Consider the following 23,555-nt stretch of genomic DNA (forward strand, 5'->3'; position numbering starts at 1 on the left):
TTTCCCTCATCTCTCCTCGCTCTTTTCTTTTCCTTCCTCCGTTCTCTCTGCGGTTATAAGCTGTAAAACATCCATCCTTCACCTCTCATCCTTCATCTGTTGGGCAGGAAAGACTTGCCACTCGTACCAGTCCCAGCACAGTCCGCGACCGCCGAACCCCTCCTTTTGACGGATCAGAGACTCGTTCAGATAGCGTCCTCTGTCCTCTGTAGAGCGGCCGAAATCAAAGTATCGGCAGTCTGCATAGTCTTGATTGATCAGACAGTCGCATATGGCATCGATGGCGCCCCACCGCTTTCCCTCCGGATTGGCTGCAATGTACTGGGTGTGGACAACCTGTTCGGTTGCGTAAACCACGATGCCTGCCACCGTCCGTCCGTCTTTATACGCACAGTAGAGTGCGATATTGTCGGGGAAACGCGATGCGAGCAATTCTATTTCCTGCAAGGAATGTACGGGCTTTACGCCGTATTTTTGACTGAGATTTTCGGAGAGTATCTGCCAAAAGTCTGCGAAATCGTTGCTTTTCTTTACCGTTACACCGTTTGCAACTGCACGTTTAAACGCCCGTCTGCGCATGTAACTCCACTGCAAGGGATGCCCCATATCGATAACGGTACCTATATCTCGTGCGGCAAGATGTGCGTCGCAGGTGCGAAAGATGGCATAAAGGTCTTCCTCGGCAGGCATAAGATGATACACCCAAGGCACGCATTTGTAGAGCATATGGCGGATGCCTTGCGCAGCAAGATAGGCATTGAGTTCTTGAAAGAGCGTTATGATACGGGCAGCAGAAGCATCTATTCCCATTACGAGACCGCCGTAAGTGAGCCCCATGTGCGACTGTATAGCGTCGCCGTTTATATTGGCCGGCAGCACTGCATATAACTTCCCGTTGAGGTAGAACATCAGTGAATGATCCTTAAAACGGTCGCTGTGATAGTCCATGTAGCTACGGTCGAAGAGGAAAGTGCCGTTCTTCGATAGCGCTACGAAAGCATTCCACGCCTCTCGATCTGTGTTTTTATCATATCTTTTGATGTCGAACATTTGCGGTATTCCTTATGTATGTCAGAAAATCATCGTACTCCCGAATGTAATCTTCCTCACAGAAAGGATCAGAAGCCAGTACCAAACAGACCGCTCCGGATGAGAAATCGTTCAGCGTTCTCCATGTTCCAGTGTCGACAAGCAGCCCTTGATAGGGATGATTGAGCAAGTAAGAACGCCGCTCTTTGCCGTTATCGAGTGTGACGTTGAAACTGCCTGCCACCGCTATAATCAACTCCAAGCAATGCTTATGGGCATGCCCTCCGCGATTCTCCCCGCCCGGTATGTCGTATATCCAATATGTCCGTTTGATATCGAAGGGCATATCCTTGCTTCCTTCGGCCACTGTAAGGTTGCCTCTCGGATCGACTATCTTCGTTAGTTCTATGATTTTCCCGACCGATATGCTCATGATGTTTGTTTATTATATAACGCAGATTTTCGATTTTAGTATAGAAAAAACGATTTTTATAGGTCTTGTATTTGCGAATAGCGGTGTATCTTCGGATAAAAGAGTGTTTTTGCAAGGGGGATAGAATGCCTGTTTAATGAGGATAGGCGGATGGTCTGTCGGACATAGGCAGTATGCCTGTTCGGCGAATTTTGTATGGATAGGCCGTACGGTGCGTATCGGAAAAGGAGTAAAACTGCGCGTGTTCAGCGTATAACAGTATCGGCAAGGCGTTTTGCCTTGGCTCTGAGAGCATCCATGTCGGCATCTGTTTCGCCGTAGCACAGTACTACTCCCATGCGTCGCCCTACGTGTTGGGAGGGCTTCCCGAATATCCTAACGCGGGTATAGTCTTCTTTCAGGGCATCTACGAGGTTGTATCGTGGCTCGTGGTTGGCGTCTTCTTTGGCAAGAACCACGGCAGAACAACCGCTGTGTTCCAAATGAATACCGGCGATGGGCAGCCCCATAACGGCACGAAAATGGAGTTCGAACTCGCTTAGGTTGGTGGTGTGTGCCAGCGTTACCATGCCTGTATCGTGCGGACGCGGCGAAAGTTCCGAGAATATTACTTCGTTCTCTTCGGTCAAGAAGAACTCTACACCCCAGATACCTGCACCGGTGAGCGCCCTTGTAACCTTGTAGGCCATGTCTTCGGCGTGCCTTAAAGCGGTGCTATCGATACGGTATGGTTGCCAACTTTCGCGGTAATCGCCGCCTTTCTGCACGTGTCCGATGGGCGGACAGAATAGTGTCGGGCCATTCATTTGTGTTACTGTGAGCAGCGTGAACTCGCTTTTAAAGCGGATAAACTCCTCGATGATGAGTTCTTTCACATCGCCCCGACTGCCTTGCATGGCATTGTCGAATGCTTTATGTAGTTCGTCTTCGGCGCGTACGATGCTCTGTCCGTGGCCCGAGGATGACATTAAAGGTTTGACAACACAGGGAAATCCGATCTTCAGAGCGGCACTCTTGAACTCGTCGAAGGTGCGGGCGTAGAAATATTTTGCCGTGCGCAATCCCAATTCCTTTGCAGCCAAATCGCGTATGGCCTTACGGTTCATGGTGAAATTCACGGCACGTGCGCTCGGTACAACCTGTATGCCTTGGCGTTCGAAATCGAAAAGACGCTCCGTGCGGATGGCTTCTATCTCAGGTACGATGATATCGGGGCGGTGTTTCCTTACCGCTGCGTCCAACATATCGCCGTTGAGCATGTCGAATACTTCGCGCTCATCGGCCACCTGCATGGCAGGGGCGTTGTCGTATTTGTCGCAGGCTATGACGAACTGACCGGCTCTCTTGGCTGCGATGGTGAACTCTTTACCCAGTTCGCCGGAACCCAAAAGCATGATTTTTTTCATAAGGTATCGGTGGATTTTGATGTGTGTATGAACTGTTTTACGGTTTGCCATTCGGGTGTGACGGCAAGTCTGTGCAGGTTGCGGTCGATATTTTCCATCGTTGTTTCCGGCTCCTCGCCCCGTTTCTTGGCAATGGTATAGATAGAAAGTTGCTCGTTTCCGAAGAGTCCGAAGTAGCTCTTGAGCGCCTGTTCGTCGTCTGCGGAAAGCAAATGGAGTATATGTTCGATGTAATGTTCTACTTTGTGGTTCACGCAATCGGGCTCCTTACCTAAGCGAATAAGGAACGATTGCAGTTCTGTAGCAAGCACATTCATGGGCAATAAGTTATCTGTTGCCGTACATTTGCTCGTAATATTTTCGGTAATCTCCCGATGTTACCTCCTTTATCCATGCTTGGTTTTCGAGGTTCCACCGTATGGTCTTGACGATACCTTCGGCAAACATCGTTTCCGGATACCATCCCAAATCGTTCTTGATCTTGGTGGGATCGATGGCATAGCGTTGGTCGTGCCCCAGTCTGTCGGCTACGAAAGTAATCAATTTATCGTTGATCCAATCAATAGATATATCGCCATGCTCGTCTTTCACTTGCTTTTTCAGCACCTTGCGCAGCTCTTTGTCGCTGCTCATCATGTCGTGTATGGTCTTTATGGTGAGTTTTACGATGTCGATGTTCTTCATTTCGTTATGGCCGCCCACGTTGTATATCTCTCCTTCCTTGCCTTGGCGTACCACCATGTCGATGGCTTTACAATGGTCTTCCACGTACAACCAGTCGCGTATATTGTCTCCCTTGCCGTACACGGGCAACTGTTTACCTTCGAGAATGTTATTGATTATCAGTGGTATGAGCTTCTCGGGAAAGTGGTAGGGGCCGTAGTTGTTGGAGCATCTCGTGATGCTTACCGGCATGTGATAGGTGTCGTGATAGGCCATGACGATAAGATCGGCACTGGTTTTCGATGCAGAATACGGGCTGTGAGGGCATACCGGTGTCTGTTCGGTAAAGTATCCTTCGGCGCCGAGCGAACCATATACCTCGTCTGTAGCCACCTGATGAAACCGCTTGCCCGACTTCCAAACGGGATAACCCTCTGCGTCTTTGCCGGTTACCCATGCCCGACGTGCGGCATCGAGCAGGTTTTGAGTACCGAGAATATTAACGGATAAGAACAATTGAGGATCCTCTATCGAGCGGTCTACATGGCTTTCAGCAGCGAAATTCACCACGAAATCGATGTCATTATCGGCAAAGAGTCGGTCGGTAAGGGCACGGTCACGGATGTCGCCCTTTACGAAGAAGCACCGTTTATTGTCTATATCGCCCTTGATGGTGCCGAGGTTGCCGGCGTAAGTCAAAGCATCTAACACGATAATTTTGATATCCTCAGTCGGATATTTCTTGTTCAACAGGTACTTAATGTAGTTTGCACCGATGAAACCTGCACCTCCTGTTACGAGATAAGTCTTCATATATTTTTTATATTTTAGTGATTATTCTATATTCAGAGAATACTTTTTCCTTTCTTGATGGATTTTCCGGCGGCCTTATTCTGTCTTTCCGGCAATGTTGTTCATTGCTTGTCGGACAGCAATATAACCTCGCAATCGGTGAATTTGTTGCTTTCTATCGTCAGTCTTACCAACGTGCGTTCCTTCTGCCAGCCCTGTATACCGGCGGCACCCGGATTTATATGGAGCAAATTCAGTGTATGATCGTACTTTATCTTTAAGATGTGAGAGTGTCCGCTGATAAAAAGTTGAGGCGGAGAAGCATAGATCATGCCCCGTACGGAGCGGTCGTAATTGCCCGGATAGCCGCCGATATGCTTCATAAGTACATCGACATCCTCGCATTTGAAGCGCAGTATTTCGGGATACATGCGGCGCAGATCGCCGCCGTCTATATTGCCATGCACCGCTCTCAGAGGCCTGAAAGCGGCCAACCGTTCAGCTATTTCCATCGTACCTATATCACCTGCATGCCATATCTCATCACAGGGTTCGAAATATTTCAGATATCTGTCGTCCCAATAGCCGTGCGTATCGCTGATAATTCCTATCTTTTTCATTGCTGCTTTTAGGGCTTTGTCGCGGTTATTTATTCCAAGTTGAATTTCTTTCTGATGAATGTAGCGATGAATTTTTCCGTTTCTTCAATGCCTAAAACGGATGAATTGATGCAAAGATCATAGCTTTCGCTGTGCCCCCATTTCTTGCCTGTGTAATAATTATAGTACGAAGAACGCTCGTCTTCGCGATCGATAATATATTTCCGGGCGGCATCTTCGTTGAATTGGTGCCGCTTGCAAACGGCTTGGATGCGCCTTTCAAGGTCGGCAGTGATAAAGATATTCACCGTATTCTTATAGTTTCGCAGCACATAGTCGGCTGTACGTCCCACGAAGACGCAACTGCTTTCATCGGCAGCCTTACGGATTGCGTCGCTTTGAAAGCGGAACAAACTCTCTTGAGAGAAGTTGTTGTTATAGAAATTATTATCGCCGATCAGCGGTGCATGCAGATGGAAAAGCGATTTGAAGAACCCTTTACGCTCGTCGTTTTGCTCGAAAAACTTCTCACAAAAGCCACTTTCCTTGGCTGCAAGGTTCAACAATTCGCGGTCATAGAACTTACAACCGAAGTCGTTTGCAAGCAATTTGGCGATTACTCTGCCGCCGCTGCCTATCTGCCGGCCTATGTTAATGATTATTTTCCTATTGTTTTCCATTGGTTGTTTGTTTGAATTGAACTTTAAATTTACGGATGTATGCCGTCATAATCCACATGGCAACCAAGGCTGCAGTGAAGTCTGACGACGGCAGGGCATACCAAACGCCGTCGAGTCCGAACCAACGAGGAAGCGTAATGAGCAGAGGTAACAGAAACAAGAGCTGCCTCGACAGCGAGAGGAAGATACTTATTTTTACTTTGCCGATGCACTGAAAGAAGTTCGTCGTTACCATCTGATAGCCGATGATGGGGAATACAAGCATGTTGATCCGAATGCCTTTGATGGCCAAAGCTATGAGTGTTTGGTCGGTAGTGAACAGTCTGGCGCAGTAATAAGGTAGAAACGTCGCCACCAACCAGCCCGTTGTCATGATCAAGGTGGCGGCAATGATGGAATATTTCAGTACGTCCATCAGTCTTTCATATTTCATAGCGCCGTAATTGTAGCCCGCTATAGGCTGCATACCTTGGTTAATTCCCATCACAAACATTACGAAAATGGTCGAAATACTGTTAGCTATACCGTAAGCACCTACCGCCATATCGCCTCCATATTTTACGAACTGATTGTTCATGAAGATAACTATAATGCAGGCACATGCATTCATCAGAAACGGTGAGATGCCTATCCCGATGATGTTTTTTACCAGATCAGCCTTCAATTTGTATATGCCTCGTTTCAGATGAAGTAACTCCTGTTTGTTACTGAATAACTTCATTTGCCAACTCAAAGCCAATATTTGAGATATAACCGTGGCGAATGCCGCCCCTCGGATGCCCCAGTGCCACCACCATATAAATATAATGTCGAGCAAGATGTTCATGGCTACCGTGAACATAGTGGCGAACATTGCATGACGGGGCTTGCTTGCAGCGCGCAAAACAGCATTCATTCCGAAGTACATATGTGAGAAAACGTTGCCCGAGAGTATCACTTCCATGAAGCTACGTGCATAAGGTAACGTATCGTTACTGGCTCCGAAGAAGCGCAAGATGGGATCGAGAAAGATGAGACATATTATGCCGAACGACAATCCGACAATCAAATTCAGCGTTACGGTGTTACCTAAAAGATGCTCAGCCGTACTGTAATCTTTCTGTCCGAGCTTCACCGAAATGGCTGTGGAGGCACCTACACCGACAGCAGCCCCAAAGGCTGCGGCAAGATTCATTAATGGGAAAGTGATCGTGAGGCCCGATATAGCCATGGGACCTACAACTTGTCCGATAAACATACGGTCGATCATGTTGTAGAGAGAGGCCGCTGTCATGGCGACAATCGCAGGTAATGCGTATTGTACAAGCAGCGAACCCACAGGTTTGGTGCCCAGTTCGAGTGTAGCAGTTTTATTATCCATTCAGAAAATCATACGGCATTAACTGCCACAAAAGTACGAAATTTATTTCATAAGCTCCCCGTAAATGCCGAATAAATGTACAAAAACACCCTGCTAAATTGCCGTTTCTCGATATTATATCGTATTTTTGCATTCGATAAACAATATGTCTATCAGATGCGAAAGGCCGTTACATTATACGAACTTAATCAGCTTGTAAGCGATACTATAGCCGCTTCTATGCCCGATGAGTATTGGGTAGAGGCGGAATTGGCAGAGATCCACGAGGTCAGGGGGCACTGCTATATGGAGCTGATACAGAAAGAACCTTTCTCGAATACGCCTGTCGCCAAGGCTACAGCCAAGTGCTGGAAAACCAAATGGATGCAGATACGTCCGCATTTCGAACGCATTACCAAACAAAGAATGCACGCCGGACTGAAAATAATGCTGAAAGTACATGCCGATTTCCATGCTGCTTACGGCTTTGCATGGATTGTTACCGACATCGATCCTGCCTATACGATGGGCGATATGGCACGGAAAAGGCAGGAAATAATAACCGTATTGAAGCGCGAGGGTGTATTCGAACTGCAGAAAGAACTCGTGCTCGGCATGTTTGCACAGCGCATAGCAGTGGTGTCGAGTGCCAATGCAGCGGGCTATGGCGACTTTTGCAACCAGCTTGAATGCAACGAATACGGCCTGCATTTCGACATCGAGCTCTTTCAGGCAGTGATGCAAGGCGAGCAGGTAGAGCAGAGTATCATTGCTGCACTGAATGCCATCAACGAACGTATCGACGATTTCGATGTCGTAGTGATTATACGTGGCGGCGGCGCCACCAGCGATTTGAGCGGTTTCGATACCTTGGCATTGGCAGAAAACGTGGCCAATTTCCCCCTTCCCATCATCACCGGAATAGGTCATGAGCGCGATGAAAGCGTGTTGGATATGGTGTCTTACGCCCGTGTAAAGACTCCTACCGCTGCTGCAGCATATCTTATCGGTCATTTGGCAGAGGTTCTTGCAAGGGTAGAAGACGCCCGCAGCCAAATCGTAAGCTATGTGCGCCGACGTATGGAGCACGAAAAATTACGGCTGAACGCCCTTTCCAATAAAATTCCTATCCTGTTTTCGGCAGTCAAGGTATCGCAAACGGCTCGCTTGAACAGTTTGTTCATGCGCACTGTATCGGCCATGAACCGGCATCTGACGGCCGAGAAACATCATTTAGACATGCTTTCGGCGGCTTTGTTTCCATCGGTTCGTCGACGTATAACGGCCGAATATCATAGGTTGGAGATGCTTGTACAGCGGACAGATGCCGTAAATCCCGACATATTATTGCGAAAAGGCTACAGTATAACGCTGCACAACGGCAAACTGTTGCGCGATGTACGTAGTTTGAGAGTAGGCGACGAGATAGAAACAAAGGTGGAACACGGCTCGGTGAGGTCGGTGGTAAAGGCCGAAGAATAGAACGATAACGGGCGCAGACTGCCCCCATATAAATAAAGATGTACCCATGACAAAGGAATTGAACTACGAAGAAGCGGTAAAACAACTGGAAGATATCGTGGCTAAAATGGAGAACGACGAACTCGACATCGACCAGATGAGCGGGCAACTCAAGGTGGCTCAGAGGCTTATCAAGCAATGCAAAGACAAATTGACGAAAGCTGATGCGGAGATAAAAAAGATACTCGATAATGAATGATTATACACAAAATGTGCATGTTTTGTGATGATATCACCGTAAAACGAACAAAATAATTGCGATATTACATATTTATTTGTAATTTTGCAATAGATGATAATGATATTGTGTTAAAGAAATAACGTTATGAAAGATTTAGATTGGTCTAATCTGTCGTTCGGTTATCTGCCGACAGATTATAATGTTCGTTGCTGTTATCGCAACGGAAAGTGGGGCGAGATAGAGGTTTGTTCAGACGAATACCTTAAACTTCACATGGCTGCAACCTGTTTGCATTACGGGCAGGAGGCATTCGAAGGACTGAAAGCCTATCGGTGTCCTGATGGCAGGGTGCGTGTGTTCCGCATGGATGAGAATGCCCTACGTTTGCAATCTACATGCCGCGGCATCCTTATGCCCGAGGTTCCGAGTGAATTGTTTATGGAGATGGTAACGAAAGTGGTACGGCTTAATCAGGAATACGTGCCCACCTACGAGAGCGGAGCCACGCTTTATATCCGTCCGTTGCTCATCGGTACGAGTGCCGAAGTGGGTGTACATCCGTCCGATGAGTACATGTTTCTTATCTTTGTTACACCGGTTGGCCCTTATTTCAAGGGCGGATTTGCGAGCAATCCCTATGTTATCATCCGCGATTACGACCGCTCTGCTCCGCTCGGAACGGGTATCTATAAAGTGGGCGGCAACTATGCAGCCTCTCTGAAAGCCAATTCTATTGCTCATGAAAAGGGCTACGCGTGCGAATTTTACCTCGATGCAAAAGAGAAAAAGTATATAGACGAGTGTGGTGCAGCTAACTTCTTCGGCATAAAGAACAACACTTATGTTACGCCGAAGAGCACGTCTATCCTGCCTTCTATTACCAACAAAAGCCTGATGCAACTGGCAGAAGACTTCGGTATGAAGGTGGAGCGTCGGCAGATACCCGAAGAAGAACTTGCCACATTCGATGAGGCTGGCGCATGTGGAACGGCCGCAGTGATCAGTCCGATTAGCTATATAGACGACTTAGACACAGGGAAACGCTACGATTTCGGGCCAAATCCCGGTCCTATATCTACCAAACTCTACAACCATTTGCGGGGCATACAGTACGGAACAGAGCCCGACGTGCATCATTGGACTACGGTTGTAATCGGGTAGAAAACCTCTTTTCCTGATTTCCTTTTTCGCTTCGTCGCCGGCAGGCCTATTGTTTATCGCCGATAAATGGTATGCCTGTCGGCGATATATATATTGCCTGATATCGACAGGCAGTATATCTTTTTCTGCTAACTTTTTGTATTGTGGATGATTTGCATTACCTTTGCAAAAGATAGGCTGCACCGTCGTGTATGGCACAGCCGTTATTTTATCTCACTGACTAATAACTATGAGCAAGGGAAAATTAGCTAAATTCGCTGAAATGAATACCTTCAGCAATGTGTTCCAATACCCGTTTTCCGTGATACAAAGCGTGCCTTTCACCATGAAAGGGCATTGGCGTGAGCAATATTTCGGCAACCCGAACCCGATAGTGCTCGAACTCGGCTGCGGAAAAGGGGAATATACCGTGGGTTTAGCTAAGCTCTATCCCGACGTGAACTTCATCGGAATAGACATAAAGGGGGCACGTATGTGGAACGGAGCTAAGTTTGCGTTGGAACAGGGGTTGAAAAATGTGGCGTTCCTGCGTACGAATATCGAGCTTATCGACCGCTTCTTCGCCCCCAATGAAGTGCAGGAAATATGGTTAACCTTTAGCGATCCGCAGATGAAGAATGCCCGCAAACGCCTCACTTCTACCTATTTTATGGAGCGATATCGCCGCTTTATGGTCGACGGAGGCATTGTTCATTTAAAGACAGACTCCAATTTTCTCTTTACATACACCTCGTATATGGTCGATGGAAATACGCTCCCGTTGCTCTTCCGCACCGATAATCTGTATCAAACCGATGGGCTCGATGCCGAAACATCCAAGATACTCTCCATTCAGACCTATTATGAAAGCATGTGGATAGAACGGGGTTTGAACATTAAGTATCAGAAGTTCCGCCTTCCGCATGCCGGTATGCTTACGGAACCCGATGTGGATATACCCCTCGATGAGTACCGTAGCTACCATCGTTCGAAGCGTAGCAGCCTCGAAACCGGTAGATAAATCAACCACACATATACCATAATGAAAACTAATTTGGCTCTTCTTGCAGCGGTATTCGTCTTGTGTACCGCTGCTGTGCGGGCACAGAACCGCAAGGATGTTACCTCTTTTGTAAACCCGTTGATAGGAACCGATGGCATGGGACATACCTTCCCGGGAGCTTGTGCACCGTTCGGAATGGTGCAATTGAGTCCGGAAACCGACACCATTCCCCACAATGTGGATGGCAAATACCAAGGAAACGTGTACGCTTATTGTGCGGGGTATCAGTATCACGATCCCACGATTGTGGGCTTCAGCCATACTCATTTGAGCGGTACGGGGCACTCCGACCTCGGCGATGTGATGCTTATGCCGCAGACAGGTCGACTTCTGTTAACGCCGGGCACGGCATCCGAGCCCGATAAAGGCTATCGTTCGCGCTACTTGCATGCCACCGAAAAGGCCTCGGCAGGGTATTACGAGGTTACTCTCTCCGATAACAACGTGCGTGTTCAGCTTACTGCAACACCGCGAGTGGGTGTGCATAAGTACACTTTTCCGCAGGGACAAGACGCCCGTCTGATACTTGATCTGCTGCATGGCATATACAATTACGATGGTAAAGTGCTGTGGAGCAGCTTACGGATAGAGGATGATACGCTGATAACCGGCTATCGTATCACTAACGGATGGGCTCGTACCGGCTATACATACTTCGCCATCTCGTTCAATAAGCCCATTCTGTCTTACGGATACCGTGACAGGAAGCGCCCTAAATACCAAGGCTTTTGGCGTAAGTTCGACCTTTATCACGACTTCCCCGAGATAGGCGGGCGCGATGTAGTGGCCTATTTCAACTTCGATAACAGCCGTTCGCAGGCGTTAACCGTAAAGGTCGCCCTCTCTGCAGTGAGCACCGAAGGGGCACGAAAGAACCTTGCAGCCGAGGTCGGCGGCATGAGTTTCGAAGACGTGTATACCGCCACGCGGGCTTCTTGGCAGCGTGAACTCGGCATAATAGACTGCCACGGCACCGATGACCAGAAGGTTATGCTCTACACTTCGTTATATCATACGATGATAAATCCATCGATTTATATGGATGTAGACAGGAAATATCGCGGGCTCGACGGCAATATTCACGAGGCAACCGATTTCGATAACTACACCGTTTTCTCGCTCTGGGACACTTATCGTGCCGAACATCCGCTGCTAAACCTACTGAAAACCGACCGTAACACTAATATGGTGAAGTCTATGATGGCCCATTGGCGGCAGAGTGTGCACCATGTGTTGCCGGTATGGAGCCTTATGGGCAACGAAGGATGGTGCATGACGGGCTATCATGCCGTTACGGTATTGGCGGATGCCATCGTGAAAGGCGCCCCTATCGATAAGAACGAGGCCTTCGAGGCAATGGTTTCTACGGCTACATGGCCTCGTTTCGCCGGTCTTAAAGAGTATATGAAGTTGGGCTATGCTCCCTATGATCACGATGCGACCGCGGCATCCAACACGCTCGAATATTCCTTCGACGACTGGACAATCTATGCCGCAGCTCTGAAAGAGAGGCGCACTGGCATTGCCGAACAGTTTGCCCGTCGTGCCTTGAACTATCGCAATACGTTCGATCCTGCCGTGGGTTTCGCCGTTCCCCGTTATGCCAACGGCAGTTTTAAGAAAGACTTTGATCCGTTTCAGACCTATAACGAGGGTTTTATAGAGGGCAACTCGTGGAACTTCTCGTTCCATGTACCGCAGGATGTCTATGGTCTTATCGGCGTTATGGGTGGCGAACAAGCCTTTTTGAAGAAGCTCGACGAGCTTTTCGAAATGGATCTACCGGCGGTATATTATAAGGATAACGAGGATATAACGGCAGATTGCCTCGTCGGAGGTTATGTGCACGGCAACGAACCCAGCCATCATGTGCCGTATCTTTATGCATGGACGTCGGCTCCATGGACCGCCCAACGCCGTTTGAGGGGCATTATGAACAAGATGTATCGCAATATGATACGCGGACTTGGTGGGAATGACGACTGTGGACAGATGTCCGCGTGGTACATTTTTACCGCTCTGGGCTTCTATCCCGTATGCCCCGGCAGCGATCAATATGTGCTCGGAGCGCCTTATATGCCCTATATGAATGTGACGTTGCCCAATGGAAAGCAGCTGGTCGTCAGGGCCAACAGGGTTAGCGACAAGAACTGTTACGTGCAGAGCGTGAAGATGAATGGCAAACCTTATACGAAACTCTACGTTACCCATGCCGAATTGCTCCGCGGGTGCACGCTCGAATTTACGATGGGCAGCAAACCCAACAGGAAAAGAGGCTTGGCCCGTGAAGACAAACCCTATTCTATGACCGTGGGAGAATAAACATTTCATAATCATATAATCAACAGGTAAAACTCTATGAAACACTCTCTTCCGGCAGCAGTCCTCATGACTGTTTGCGCAGTATTGCTTGTTTCGTGCGGCTCCATGCGGCAGTCAGGTCGTATAAACGGTACATCTAAGGCCGATACATCCATGATGTACGACCGATACATGGGCCGTATAATCTTCTTAGACAAGGCGCCTGATACCGAAGGCTCGCGCATCTATCACTCGATTATCCCCGATCCGGATGCGTATATCCGTGCGGTTGCCCGCACTGTATTGCAAACCTTGTACTTCTCTCCGCACGATAGTATTCCGCCATGTCGTACGCTTCGTTACACTATAGAGGATGTAGACGGCATTTCGGCGAAGGATGGAGGAGGCGGAGATGTAAGCATTTTCTACAGTACACGCCATGTGAAACGTTCTTTCGAGCACCATGATACGGCGCGAGTCGACTTTGAAACGCGCGGTGTATTGCTGCACGAACTTACTCATGCCTTTCAGTTAGAGCCGCAAGGCATAGGCAGTTACGGTAACAACCGCACCTTTTGGGCCTTCATAGAGGGCATGGCAGATGCCGTAAGAGTAGCTTGCAACGGCTTTCACGGCGAGAAAGACCGGCCCAAGGGAGGCAGTTATAAGGACGCATATCGCCATACGGGCTACTTTTTCAATTGGGTTCGCGAGCATAAAGATAAGGACTTTCTGCGCAAGATGAACCGTTCGACGCTCGAAGTGGTGCCGTGGTCGTGGGACGGAGCCGTGCAGTACGCTCTCGGCAATGACTATACAATGGACAAACTATGGCAGGAATACCAGCTCGCAGTGGGCGATATCAAGAAATAAACCTATCGACATGAACCGACATATCTTTCTTATATTGACGCTTGCCGTAGCACTCGGCGCCGTTGCCAAGCCTGAACAGCAACCACGGAAACTCGTTTCGTACGTCAATCTTTTTGTGGGTACCGACGGCTACGGCAACGTTTACCCGGGTGCGCAGATACCTTTCGGAGGCATACAGATAAGTCCCGACACCGACGAACACTTTTACGATGCGGCTTCGGGCTACAAATGGAACCGACAGAGCATACAGGGATTTTCGTTAACCCATCTTAGCGGTACGGGTATTCCCGATATGGGCGACTTCTTGTTTATGCCCGGAACGGGCATAGTCAGGCTGGATGCCGGTACCGATGAGGCGCCCGACAGCGGTTATCGCAGCAGGTTCAGGCACGAAGACGAACGGGCCACCCCCGGATATTATGCCGTGCATCTGCTCGATTACGGCGTAAAAGCCGAGATGACCGCAGGGCTTAGGAGCGGTATCTTGCGATTTACTTATCCTAAGTCGTCGGAATCGTTCGTGTTGATCGACTTCCAACATACGTTGTGGCAACGTTGTGCGTGGTCAAACATACGGGTTGAGAACGATAGCACTATTACCGGTTACCGCTTGATACAAGGGTGGGGGCCGGAACGCCATATTTATTTCACGGCTATATTCTCCAAACCGTTCCGACAGTTCATGGTTTATCAGAACAAAAAGCCTGTGGTTTATAACGGTAACCGGTTCAGGAGTAACCGCGAGGCATGGGGACAAGGGCTCGTGTTCACGGCTTCTTTCAATACCGAAGAGGGCGAACAGATTACCGTGAAGACGGCCATATCGGGCATAAGTACCGCCGGTGCCAAGCTCAACTTGCAGGAATTGCAGGGCAAGACCTTCGACTCGTTGAGGCAACTTGCCGAGGATAAGTGGGAAAAAGAGTTGTCGAAATACCGCATAGAGGGCACGCCTGAGCAGAAAGAAACGTTCTATACGTCGGCTTATCATGCCGCCCTGTGCCCGTTTGTCTACGACGATGCCGACGGCAGATACCGCGGGTTGGACAAGAATGTGGAGCATGAAAACGGCTTTACCAACCGCAGCGTGTTCTCTCTGTGGGATACCTATCGTGCCCAGCATCCGCTGATGAACCTCGTACACCAAGATGTTCAGGCCGATGTAGCTAACTCTTTGCTGGCTCATTACGATAAAAGTGTGGAACGAATGCTGCCGTTTTGGTCGTTCGGAAGTAACGAAACGTGGTGCATGATAGGCTATCATGCCGTGTCGGTGCTTGCAGATATGATCTGTAAAGGGGTGAAAGGTTTCGACCGCGAGCGGGCTCTCGATGCCATGGTTGCCACGGCTATGAACCGTAACTACGACGGATTGACCGATTACAATGCCAAAGGATACGTGCCATATGACAAAGAACAGGAGTCAGTCTCTAAGACTCTCGAGTATGCATACGACGACTATGCCATTTATAAGGCTGCAAAAGCACTGGGAAAAGTCCAAACGGCAGACTTCTTCCTTAAACGTGCGCTTAATTACCGGAACCTTTTCGATCCCGAAACCAAGTATATGCGTGGACGAGCAACCGACGGTACGTGGCGTACACCTTTTGCTCCGGTGGCTTATCAGGGCCCCGGATCGGTGAACGGCTGGGGAGATATTACCGAAGGATTTACCGTGCAGTATCATTGGACGGTACCGCACGATGTGCAAGGACTGATAGATTTGATGGGCAGAGATCTGTTTCGTGCCCGTTTGGATTCGCTCTTTACGCTGATACTCCCACAGGATATCCCGGGTGCACATGATATCCACGGGCGCATAGGGGCCTATTGGCACGGCAATGAGCCATGCCATCATGTGACATACCTTTATAATTACATCGGTGAAGGGTGGAAGTGTCAGCGACGAGTGCGCGAAATAGCCGACCGATTCTATGGGAATACGCCCGCTTCTCTATGCGGAAACGACGATTGCGGGCAGATGTCGGCGTGGTATATCTTCAATTGTATAGGCATATACCCCGTGGCTCCGGCAAGCGGATACTACAACATAGGCTCGCCGGCATTGCCTGCAATAGACGTAACCATGAGCAACGGCAACCATATTCGCATGACAACGAAGGGCTGGAACCGCAAGGCGGTATATATAAATAAAGTGTATGTGAACGGTAAACCTTACTCGAAATCGTATCTTACATGGGATGACGTGCAGAAAGGCATCGACCTTCATTTCGTTATGAGTACCAAACCGAACCGTCGGTGGGCCGTGCGAACGGAAGATATCGCACCCTCTTTGTCGACCGCACGGTAATTCTTGCACTGTCGCAGGCCGTAACAACTTTGCCTGCCAATGGCATGCAAGGGAGATAAAGGTATGGTTCAATCAAGGTAAATGCACGGTTTAAGCCCGTTATGCAATAGTTGTAACGGTCTTATACCGTGCATTTATCTCTCGTTTCTATCTCGTCTTTTATCATTTCTCCCAGATGAATGGGTGAACAAGGTACAAGAAAAACGCACTTGCTTTTGATAGGAAAAAGCGGCAGAGCATAAAATAGGGTGACGAGGATAAGCCGTATAATCCTGATAACTTGTTTGGTTGCTTATCTCAGGTCACCCCTTCAGCCGCCTTATCGCAATAAGACGGTGGGCGACAAGCAGTTGTGGAGTCGCCCTTTATATATCTCTCTTACAAAACAAGCGGTGTGTATTCCAGTCCCCAAACTTTGGCCACGGCCTCGTAGGTTACCTTGCCGTCGGCCATGTTTACGCCTTTCATGAGTGCCGGATCGTCTTTGCAAGCCTGTCTCCAGCCCTTGTCGGCCAGTTGGATGGCATATCTGAGCGTAGCATTCGTTAGCGCTATGGTCGACGTATTGGGAACTGCGCCCGGTATATTGGCCACTGCGTAATGCAATATGCCGTCTGTAATATACGTAGGATCGCTGTGCGTGGTCGGATGAGACGTCTCGAAGCAGCCTCCTTGGTCTATGGCAACATCGACGAGCACCGTTCCCGGTTCCATCAGACCGAGCATATCGCGCGTGATAAGGTGCGGTGCAGCATCGCCGGGAACCAGCACCGAGCCGATTACAACGTCGACATCGTGCAGTTGTTGGCGGATGTTGTGCTCCGAAGAATAAAGAGTATGCACGTTAGGCGGCATGTATGCGGCAAGTTGTTTCAGCTTGGGCAGCGAGATATCGGTAATGATAACGTCGGCACCCATGCCTGCCGCGATCCTTGCAGCGGCCTCTCCTACGGTTCCGCCGCCCAATACAAGCACTTTAGCCGGCATTACTCCCGGCGCTCCAGCCATGAGTTTACCCTTTCCGCCCTTGGTTTTTTGAAGGTAATAGGCACCGTTTTGCGCTGCCATTCGGCCCGCCACTTCGCTCATGGGTATAAGAAGAGGCAGCGAATGGTCGGCCTTTTCTACCGTTTCGTAGGCGATGCATACGGCATGGCTCTTAATCATAGCATCGGTGAGCGGCTTATCGCACGCGAAATGGAAATAGGTGAATACCACCTGATCCTTACGGATAAGCGGATATTCCGGCTCTATAGGCTCCTTAACCTTTACGATCATGTCGGCTGCGGCATATACCTCTTCGATAGAGGGCATTATTTTAGCCCCGACAGACTCGTATGCGGCGTCGTTAAACCCACTGCCTACGCCAGCCGTATGCTGTACTAAAACCTGATGGCCGTGCCTGATAAGTTCGGCAACTCCCGCGGGCGTCATGCCTACGCGGTTTTCATTGTTCTTGATTTCTTTTGGAATACCTATTTTCATCATAAACTTTATGCTTTAAATGGTTTATCTTTATGTCGCAAATATAATGAAATCTCTATTACGTTGTTATCGGTATATCGCATTTTTAATCTTTTTTTATATGTGGTATATATACTGAAACGATGTCTTACCTTTGTCCTAAAAAACAGGATATGTTTTGTAATTACTGAATTTTATGTTATCTTTGTAGCGGATAAAATAAAAACTCATCTACTATTATTACAGGTTTTAACAGTGAACAACAGGCTTGTGAGTTGCTGTTTTTGTGCTTTATGACAACATTGATCGGTATTGCCAGAACGAGAATATCTGTGGTAATTGCCCTCATATTACCGTTCTTTAGTTTAGATATTTTGGCGCAATATAACATCGGGTTGCACTTGATGCGAGGCTTTCCTGCAATGGAGAGCGGATACGAAAAGGGTGTGTCGGCTTGCTTTGCGGGTGCGATAGGGCGCCAACTTATTATGGCTGGCGGGTGCAATTTCCCCGATATACCTGCAGCAGATGGCGGGAAAAAGAGATATTACAAAGGTATTTATGCTGCAAAGATCGGGCAGGGCGATAGCTTAGAGTGGCGGCACATAGGAGATTTACCTGTAAAATCGGCCTACGGTGTGGCCGTAATATGGAAAAAAGCATTATTTGTATAGGCGGTAATAATGCGTCGGAAGCACTGAACGCGGTAGTGCAAATAAAGATAAGAAAAGGGAAGGCCGTTGTTACACGATTGCCTTCGTTGACTTGTGCGCTCGATAATATGACGGGAAGTGTTGTGGGGAATTGCATTTATGTGGCCGGCGGAAATCGGAATGGCGTAGCCGTAAATACGGTATTATGCCTAAATCTCGAAGATATTGCAGGAGGATGGCATGAGGTTGTTGCCTTTCCGGAGACGGCACGCGTGCAACCTGTGTCGGGAGGATTTAAGAAGTCTGTGTTTAAGATGTGGGGAGGTTTTGCTCCGCGCACGGCAAATAAAGCTGCAACTTTATCTATGAATGGCGTTGCTTTGGCCGTTGGAAAGGCTTTGTGGTACGATCTTCCGGCGCCGGTCGGTATGAATAACGAAGAAATATTTCTTGGCGGGGTCGCTTCGGTGATGCTTTCAGACGACAGAATGCTCGCTATAGGCGGTGTAAACAGGTTGGTTTTCCTTCGTGCACTGAATGAACAGCAGTCTGATTATCTGCGTCATAATGCGGAATGGTATAAATTCAATCCACATATATTGCTGTACGAAGATGAAAAGTGGCACATTATCGGTACGAATAACATTACGGCCAGAGCCGGTAGTTCGCTTGTGCGAATGCGCGATACTATATATATAATAGGTGGAGAATTGATGCCCGGTGTGCGTACTCCTACTGTTTACCGCATGAAACTGAGGCGATAGATGCCATGAAATGTAAATCATTCAACTGATAACCGAATATATGATGAAAGAAAAAAAGTATTATCCTTGGGTTGTGGTGGGCCTGCTTTGGGCAGTAGCCCTGCTGAATTATATGGACAGGCAGATGCTCTCGACGATGCAGGAAGCCATGAAAGCAGACATCGCAGAACTGAATAAGGCCGAAGCCTTTGGTGTATTGATGGCGGTTTTTCTATGGATATACGGCATTGTGAGTCCGTTTGCGGGTATCGTTGCCGATAAAGTAGACCGCAAATGGCTTGTTGTAGGCAGCTTGTTTGTATGGTCTGCAGTAACATTTCTTATGGGATTTGCTCAAACCTTCGACCAACTGTATTGGCTACGTGCACTGATGGGAGTGAGTGAAGCGCTGTATATTCCCTCTGCATTGTCGCTTATTGCCGATTGGCACGAAGGTAAATCGCGTTCACTTGCTATCGGAATACACATGACAGGGCTCTATGTAGGACAGGCGATCGGTGGTTTCGGGGCGACCGTTGCTATGATATTTTCATGGCATACAGCCTTTCAAGGGCTCGGAATGGTGGGCATCGTTTATGCTGTTCTGCTGGTTCTGGTGCTGAAAGAGAACCCTAAACATCGGGCAGAGCCTGCATATGAGAATGCTAAGCCCAAGAAAGTGGGCATTCAATTGTTTAGAGGATTGGGTGTAGTTCTGTCTACTTGGGCATTTTGGATTATCCTCTTTTATTTCGCGGTGCCCAGTCTACCCGGATGGGCAACTAAGAATTGGCTGCCTACATTGTTTGCGGAAAGTTTGCATATTCCCATGGCGAGTGCCGGACCTCTATCGACCATCACCATAGCCGTATCGTCTTTCGTGGGTGTTATCGTCGGGGGAATACTCTCGGACCGTTGGGTTCAGCGCAATATTCGTGGTCGTGTGTACACGAGTGCCATAGGTCTGGGCATGACAATCCCCGCCCTTATGCTGTTAGGATTGGGCCATAGTCTCGTTACTGTTATAGGTGCAGGAGTTTTGTTCGGTATAGGTTTCGGTATTTTCGATACCAATAATATGCCGATCTTGTGCCAATTTATTTCGTCGCGTTACCGTGCTACGGCTTATGGAATTATGAATATGACGGGCGTATTTGCCGGAGCAGCTGTTACACAGGTATTGGGTAAATTGACTGACGGTGGCAGTTTAGGATTGGGTTTTGCACTTTTGGGTGGCGTAGTTGCCGTAGCTTTAGCGCTTCAACTTATTTTCTTGCACCCTAAAACGGATAATATGGAATAACAATATTGATAAACAAACATTATATGGAAAAGATTATAGGACTTATAGACGCGCCGTTTACGCCTTTTTATGAAAACGGTGATGTAAACACAACACCCATTAAAGCGTATGCAGATATGCTTGTGAAGAACGGTTTAAAAGGCGTTTTCATCAACGGTTCATCGGGTGAAGGCTACATGCTTACCACGGATGAGCGTAAACTTTTGGCAGAGAAATGGGTGGAGGCTGCCCCTGAAGGCTTTAAAGTTATCGTGCATGTGGGCAGTTGTTGCCTGCGCGAAAGCGAGAATTTAGCCCGCCATGCTCGGCAAATCGGTGCATGGGGCATCGGTGCCATGGCTCCCCCGTTCCCCCGTATCGGCAGGATAGAAGAATTGGTCAAGTATTGTGAAACTATTGCAGCAGCTGCTCCGGACCTTCCATTCTACTATTATCACATCCCAGCCTTTAACGGTGTCTATCTTCCCATGCTCGAATTATTGAAATCTGTCGATGGAAGAATTCCTAATTTTGCAGGTATCAAGTATACTTACGAGAGTCTCTATGAGTACAATCAATGTAGGTTGTACGGAGAAGGAAAATACGATATGCTCCACGGACAGGATGAAACGATTCTTTCGAGCCTTGCTCAAGGAGGTGCGCGCGGAGGTATCGGCGGTACTACGAATTATAACGGACGTGAACTTACGGGCATTATAGAGGCATGGAACCGTGGAGATATCGATACTGCACGCGAGAAACAGGACTTCTCGCAGGCCGTAATCAATGTGATATGTCGTTTCCGTGGCAATATCGTAGGTGGAAAACGAATTATGAAACTTATAGGTTTTGACTTGGGACCTAACCGTGTTCCGTTTCAAAACATGACCGATGAAGAAGAACAGAATATGCGCCGAGAACTTGAAAAAATAGGTTTTTTCGAGCGTTGCAACCGATTTTAAAACATAAACAGTTATGGATTATCAGCAATATTTAAGAAAATGGTCGGCCTCATATAAGGCAGATCTCACAGACGATATTATGGCTTTCTGGCTCAAGCATGGGCTTGATAAGAAGCATGGAGGTATTTATACCTGCCTTAATCGTGACGGAAGTTTGATGGATACCACTAAGTCGGTGTGGTTTCAGGGGCGTTTTGGCTTTATCGCAGCCTATGCCTATAACCGTATAGAGAAACGTCAAGAGTGGTTGGATGCCTCGAAGAGCTGTATCGATTTTATCATTCAGCACTGCACCGATGCACATGGAAGGATGTATTTCGAGGTAACTGAAGACGGTACTCCTTTGCGTATGCGCCGTTATTTATTCTCCGAATGCTTTGCAGCCATTGCAATGTCGGAATATTCCATTGCCTCCGGAGACAAGAGTTATGCGGAACGAGCGCTCGAACTCTTTCGTTTGATCTTGCATTACAAGAACACTCACGGGCTTTTGGAACCCAAATATCTGCCGTCATTGCAATGCCAAGGGCACTCTTTAACAATGATATTAATCAATACGGCATCGCGTATTCGGGCGGCAATCGATACGCCTGAGCTCACTGAACAGATTGACCGATCGCTCAAAGAGTTGCAGACGTACTTTTTACACCCTGAATTTAAGGCCGTATTGGAGACCGTGGGATTGCACGGAGAGTTTATAGATACATGCAACGGGCGCATGATCAATCCCGGACATTGCATAGAAACGTCGTGGTTTATTCTCGAAGAAGCGCGGCAACGTGGATGGGATAAGGAACTTACAGCATTGGGATTAAAGATATTGAACTGGTCTTGGGACTGGGGATGGGATAAGGATTTCGGCGGTATAATTAACTTCTGTGACTGCAAGAACTTGCCTTCGCAGGATTATTCGCAAGACATGAAGTTCTGGTGGCCGCAGACTGAGACCATTATTGCTATGCTCTATGCCTATCTCGCCACAGGTGAAGAGGAATACTTACGGCGACATCAGATTATTAGCGATTGGACCTACAGTCATTTTCCCGATCATACGTTTGGCGAATGGTATGGGTATTTGCATCGTGACGGTACTGTGGCGCAGCCTGCAAAGGGCAATATATTCAAGGGACCTTTCCATATTCCCCGCATGATGATTATGGGTTACACCCTTTGTCAAGACATTCTGAATAAATCAAAATAAATTTCTGACGATGAACAGAGAATTAGATTTGTCCGTATCTACCTACGGAATTGCACGTCAATACGACTATTCGGTTGTGTTACTGCCATGGGGCGCTACCGAACCCCATAATTTGCATTTGCCTTATATGACCGATTGCATCCTCTCGCATGATATTGCTGTAGATGCTGCGCAACAAACTTTCGAACGTTACGGTATACGTTGCATGGTGATGCCTCCTGTGAATATGGGTTCTCAAAATCCGGGACAGCGCGAACTCAGTTTCTGTGTACACGCCCGATATGAAACACAAAAGGCAATTCTTACCGATATCGTGGCCTCTCTCAACTATCAAGGATTTCGCAAATTGCTGATCGTCAACGGACATGGAGGCAATACCTTTAAGAACATGATCCGCGACCTATCCGTGGAATATCCCCATTTCGTGGTGGCAACCAGTGAATGGTTCAAACTTATGCCTGCCAAAGAATTCTTCGATACCCCGGGAGATCATGCCGATGAAGTAGAAACTTCGGTGATGATGCATTATCATCAGGAGCTCGTAAACCTCGATGAAGCAGGGGCAGGCGATGCAAAATCGTTCGCCATTCCTGCCTTGCAGGAGGGACGTGTATGGATTCCGAGGGCATGGAACCGTGTTTCCGTCGATACCGGAATAGGCGATCCGCGCGGTTCTACGGCCGAAAAAGGACGGATATTTGCCGAAGCCGTGGCCGCGAAATATGCCGAATTTATACGTGACTTTGCCACTACTGCACCTGAAGATATGTACCGTTGAACCGAAGAGTGCATCGTCTGTCAATGCGTAATGCCCGCACTATAGCCCGAAAGGATTTTTCCTTTTGGGCTTCTCTATTATTCGTATATTTTGATTATCTTTGCAACGAGCCCGTAAAACTATTGTTTCGACAGGCATACA

At 48.1% G+C, this 23,555-nt stretch carries 22 protein-coding genes; 13 read left to right on the forward strand and 9 right to left on the reverse strand.

Annotated features, from left to right (window positions below):
* Positions 1-78: 78 nt before the first annotated feature.
* The 8 genes from HMPREF0663_RS02640 to HMPREF0663_RS02675 all read right to left on the reverse strand — a co-directional run bounded on the left by HMPREF0663_RS02640 (position 79) and on the right by HMPREF0663_RS02675 (position 6,962).
* Complete coding sequence (locus tag HMPREF0663_RS02640; RefSeq protein WP_004368578.1) at positions 79-1,050, reverse strand: GNAT family N-acetyltransferase; 972 nt, start codon at positions 1,048-1,050, stop codon at positions 79-81.
* Positions 1,028-1,462, reverse strand: a complete 435-nt coding sequence (locus HMPREF0663_RS02645; RefSeq protein ID WP_004368579.1) for a sugar 3,4-ketoisomerase — start codon at positions 1,460-1,462, stop codon at positions 1,028-1,030. Before HMPREF0663_RS02645 ends, HMPREF0663_RS02640 begins: the two co-directional genes overlap by 23 nt.
* Before the next feature lie 245 nt (positions 1,463-1,707).
* Positions 1,708-2,868 carry a formate-dependent phosphoribosylglycinamide formyltransferase gene (purT, locus tag HMPREF0663_RS02650; protein ID WP_016665545.1) on the reverse strand — a complete coding sequence of 387 codons (1,161 nt, stop codon included), beginning with the start codon at positions 2,866-2,868 and terminating at the stop codon, positions 1,708-1,710.
* On the reverse strand, positions 2,865-3,185 hold the full coding sequence (locus HMPREF0663_RS02655; protein WP_004368583.1) for a hypothetical protein: 321 nt from the start codon (positions 3,183-3,185) through the stop codon (positions 2,865-2,867). The genes purT and HMPREF0663_RS02655 overlap by 4 nt, the downstream gene beginning before the upstream one ends.
* Before the next feature lie 10 nt (positions 3,186-3,195).
* Positions 3,196-4,344 carry a dTDP-glucose 4,6-dehydratase gene (gene rfbB, locus HMPREF0663_RS02660; protein WP_004368584.1) on the reverse strand — a complete coding sequence of 383 codons (1,149 nt, stop codon included), beginning with the start codon at positions 4,342-4,344 and terminating at the stop codon, positions 3,196-3,198.
* Between the two features lie 101 nt (positions 4,345-4,445).
* Entirely contained in the window at positions 4,446-4,943 is a 498-nt protein-coding gene (locus HMPREF0663_RS02665) for a metallophosphoesterase family protein (protein ID WP_004368585.1), read from the reverse strand.
* 29 nt (positions 4,944-4,972) lie between these two features.
* Entirely contained in the window at positions 4,973-5,602 is a 630-nt protein-coding gene (locus HMPREF0663_RS02670; protein ID WP_004368586.1) for a cytidylate kinase-like family protein, read from the reverse strand.
* Positions 5,589-6,962 carry an MATE family efflux transporter gene (locus HMPREF0663_RS02675; protein ID WP_004368587.1) on the reverse strand — a complete coding sequence of 458 codons (1,374 nt, stop codon included), beginning with the start codon at positions 6,960-6,962 and terminating at the stop codon, positions 5,589-5,591. Before HMPREF0663_RS02675 ends, HMPREF0663_RS02670 begins: the two co-directional genes overlap by 14 nt.
* A 156-nt stretch (positions 6,963-7,118) precedes the next feature.
* Between HMPREF0663_RS02675 and xseA the strand changes: the two genes are divergently transcribed.
* The 7 genes from xseA to HMPREF0663_RS02710 all read left to right on the forward strand — a co-directional run bounded on the left by xseA (position 7,119) and on the right by HMPREF0663_RS02710 (position 16,331).
* Complete coding sequence (xseA, locus tag HMPREF0663_RS02680; RefSeq protein WP_187115901.1) at positions 7,119-8,423, forward strand: exodeoxyribonuclease VII large subunit; 1,305 nt, start codon at positions 7,119-7,121, stop codon at positions 8,421-8,423.
* Between the two features lie 46 nt (positions 8,424-8,469).
* Entirely contained in the window at positions 8,470-8,661 is a 192-nt protein-coding gene (xseB, locus tag HMPREF0663_RS02685) for an exodeoxyribonuclease VII small subunit (RefSeq protein WP_004368589.1), read from the forward strand.
* A gap of 126 nt (positions 8,662-8,787) precedes the next feature.
* Complete coding sequence (locus tag HMPREF0663_RS02690) at positions 8,788-9,804, forward strand: branched-chain amino acid aminotransferase (protein ID WP_004368590.1); 1,017 nt, start codon at positions 8,788-8,790, stop codon at positions 9,802-9,804.
* Between the two features lie 229 nt (positions 9,805-10,033).
* On the forward strand, positions 10,034-10,804 hold the full coding sequence (gene trmB / locus HMPREF0663_RS02695) for a tRNA (guanosine(46)-N7)-methyltransferase TrmB (RefSeq protein WP_004368591.1): 771 nt from the start codon (positions 10,034-10,036) through the stop codon (positions 10,802-10,804).
* 21 nt (positions 10,805-10,825) lie between these two features.
* Positions 10,826-13,168: a GH92 family glycosyl hydrolase gene (locus HMPREF0663_RS02700; RefSeq protein ID WP_004368593.1), complete on the forward strand. Its 2,343-nt coding sequence runs from the start codon at positions 10,826-10,828 to the stop codon at positions 13,166-13,168.
* A 66-nt stretch (positions 13,169-13,234) separates the two neighbouring features.
* Positions 13,235-14,020 (forward strand): basic secretory protein-like protein, encoded by a 786-nt coding sequence (locus HMPREF0663_RS02705; protein ID WP_004368595.1) that lies wholly within the window; start codon positions 13,235-13,237, stop codon positions 14,018-14,020.
* Between the two features lie 10 nt (positions 14,021-14,030).
* On the forward strand, positions 14,031-16,331 hold the full coding sequence (locus tag HMPREF0663_RS02710; protein ID WP_004368596.1) for a GH92 family glycosyl hydrolase: 2,301 nt from the start codon (positions 14,031-14,033) through the stop codon (positions 16,329-16,331).
* Positions 16,332-16,709: 378 nt separating this feature from the next.
* Here the strand turns inward: HMPREF0663_RS02710 and ald are convergent, their stop codons facing one another.
* Entirely contained in the window at positions 16,710-17,816 is a 1,107-nt protein-coding gene (gene ald, locus HMPREF0663_RS02715) for an alanine dehydrogenase (RefSeq protein WP_036875747.1), read from the reverse strand.
* 272 nt (positions 17,817-18,088) lie between these two features.
* On the opposite strand from ald, the gene HMPREF0663_RS02720 reads away from it, so the two are divergent.
* Genes HMPREF0663_RS02720 through HMPREF0663_RS02745 form a run of 6 tightly spaced genes read left to right on the forward strand, consistent with a single transcriptional unit; the run spans position 18,089 to position 23,414 of the window.
* Complete coding sequence (locus HMPREF0663_RS02720; protein ID WP_004368601.1) at positions 18,089-18,469, forward strand: hypothetical protein; 381 nt, start codon at positions 18,089-18,091, stop codon at positions 18,467-18,469.
* A complete protein-coding gene (locus HMPREF0663_RS02725) occupies positions 18,445-19,212 on the forward strand; it encodes a cyclically-permuted mutarotase (RefSeq protein WP_004368603.1) in 768 nt (255 codons plus the stop codon). The genes HMPREF0663_RS02720 and HMPREF0663_RS02725 overlap by 25 nt, the downstream gene beginning before the upstream one ends.
* 43 nt (positions 19,213-19,255) lie before the next feature.
* Positions 19,256-20,494, forward strand: a complete 1,239-nt coding sequence (locus HMPREF0663_RS02730; RefSeq protein ID WP_016665547.1) for an MFS transporter — start codon at positions 19,256-19,258, stop codon at positions 20,492-20,494.
* A 23-nt stretch (positions 20,495-20,517) separates the two neighbouring features.
* A complete protein-coding gene (locus HMPREF0663_RS02735; RefSeq protein ID WP_004368607.1) occupies positions 20,518-21,435 on the forward strand; it encodes a dihydrodipicolinate synthase family protein in 918 nt (305 codons plus the stop codon).
* Positions 21,436-21,448: 13 nt separating this feature from the next.
* Positions 21,449-22,636: an AGE family epimerase/isomerase gene (locus HMPREF0663_RS02740; RefSeq protein WP_004368609.1), complete on the forward strand. Its 1,188-nt coding sequence runs from the start codon at positions 21,449-21,451 to the stop codon at positions 22,634-22,636.
* 10 nt (positions 22,637-22,646) lie between these two features.
* Positions 22,647-23,414, forward strand: a complete 768-nt coding sequence (locus HMPREF0663_RS02745; protein WP_004368611.1) for a creatininase family protein — start codon at positions 22,647-22,649, stop codon at positions 23,412-23,414.
* Positions 23,415-23,555 lie beyond the last annotated feature (141 nt).

Origin of the sequence: Hoylesella oralis ATCC 33269, from assembly GCF_000185145.2 — a bacterium.
In the GTDB taxonomy this organism is placed as follows: Bacteria; Bacteroidota; Bacteroidia; order Bacteroidales; family Bacteroidaceae; genus Prevotella; species Prevotella phocaeensis.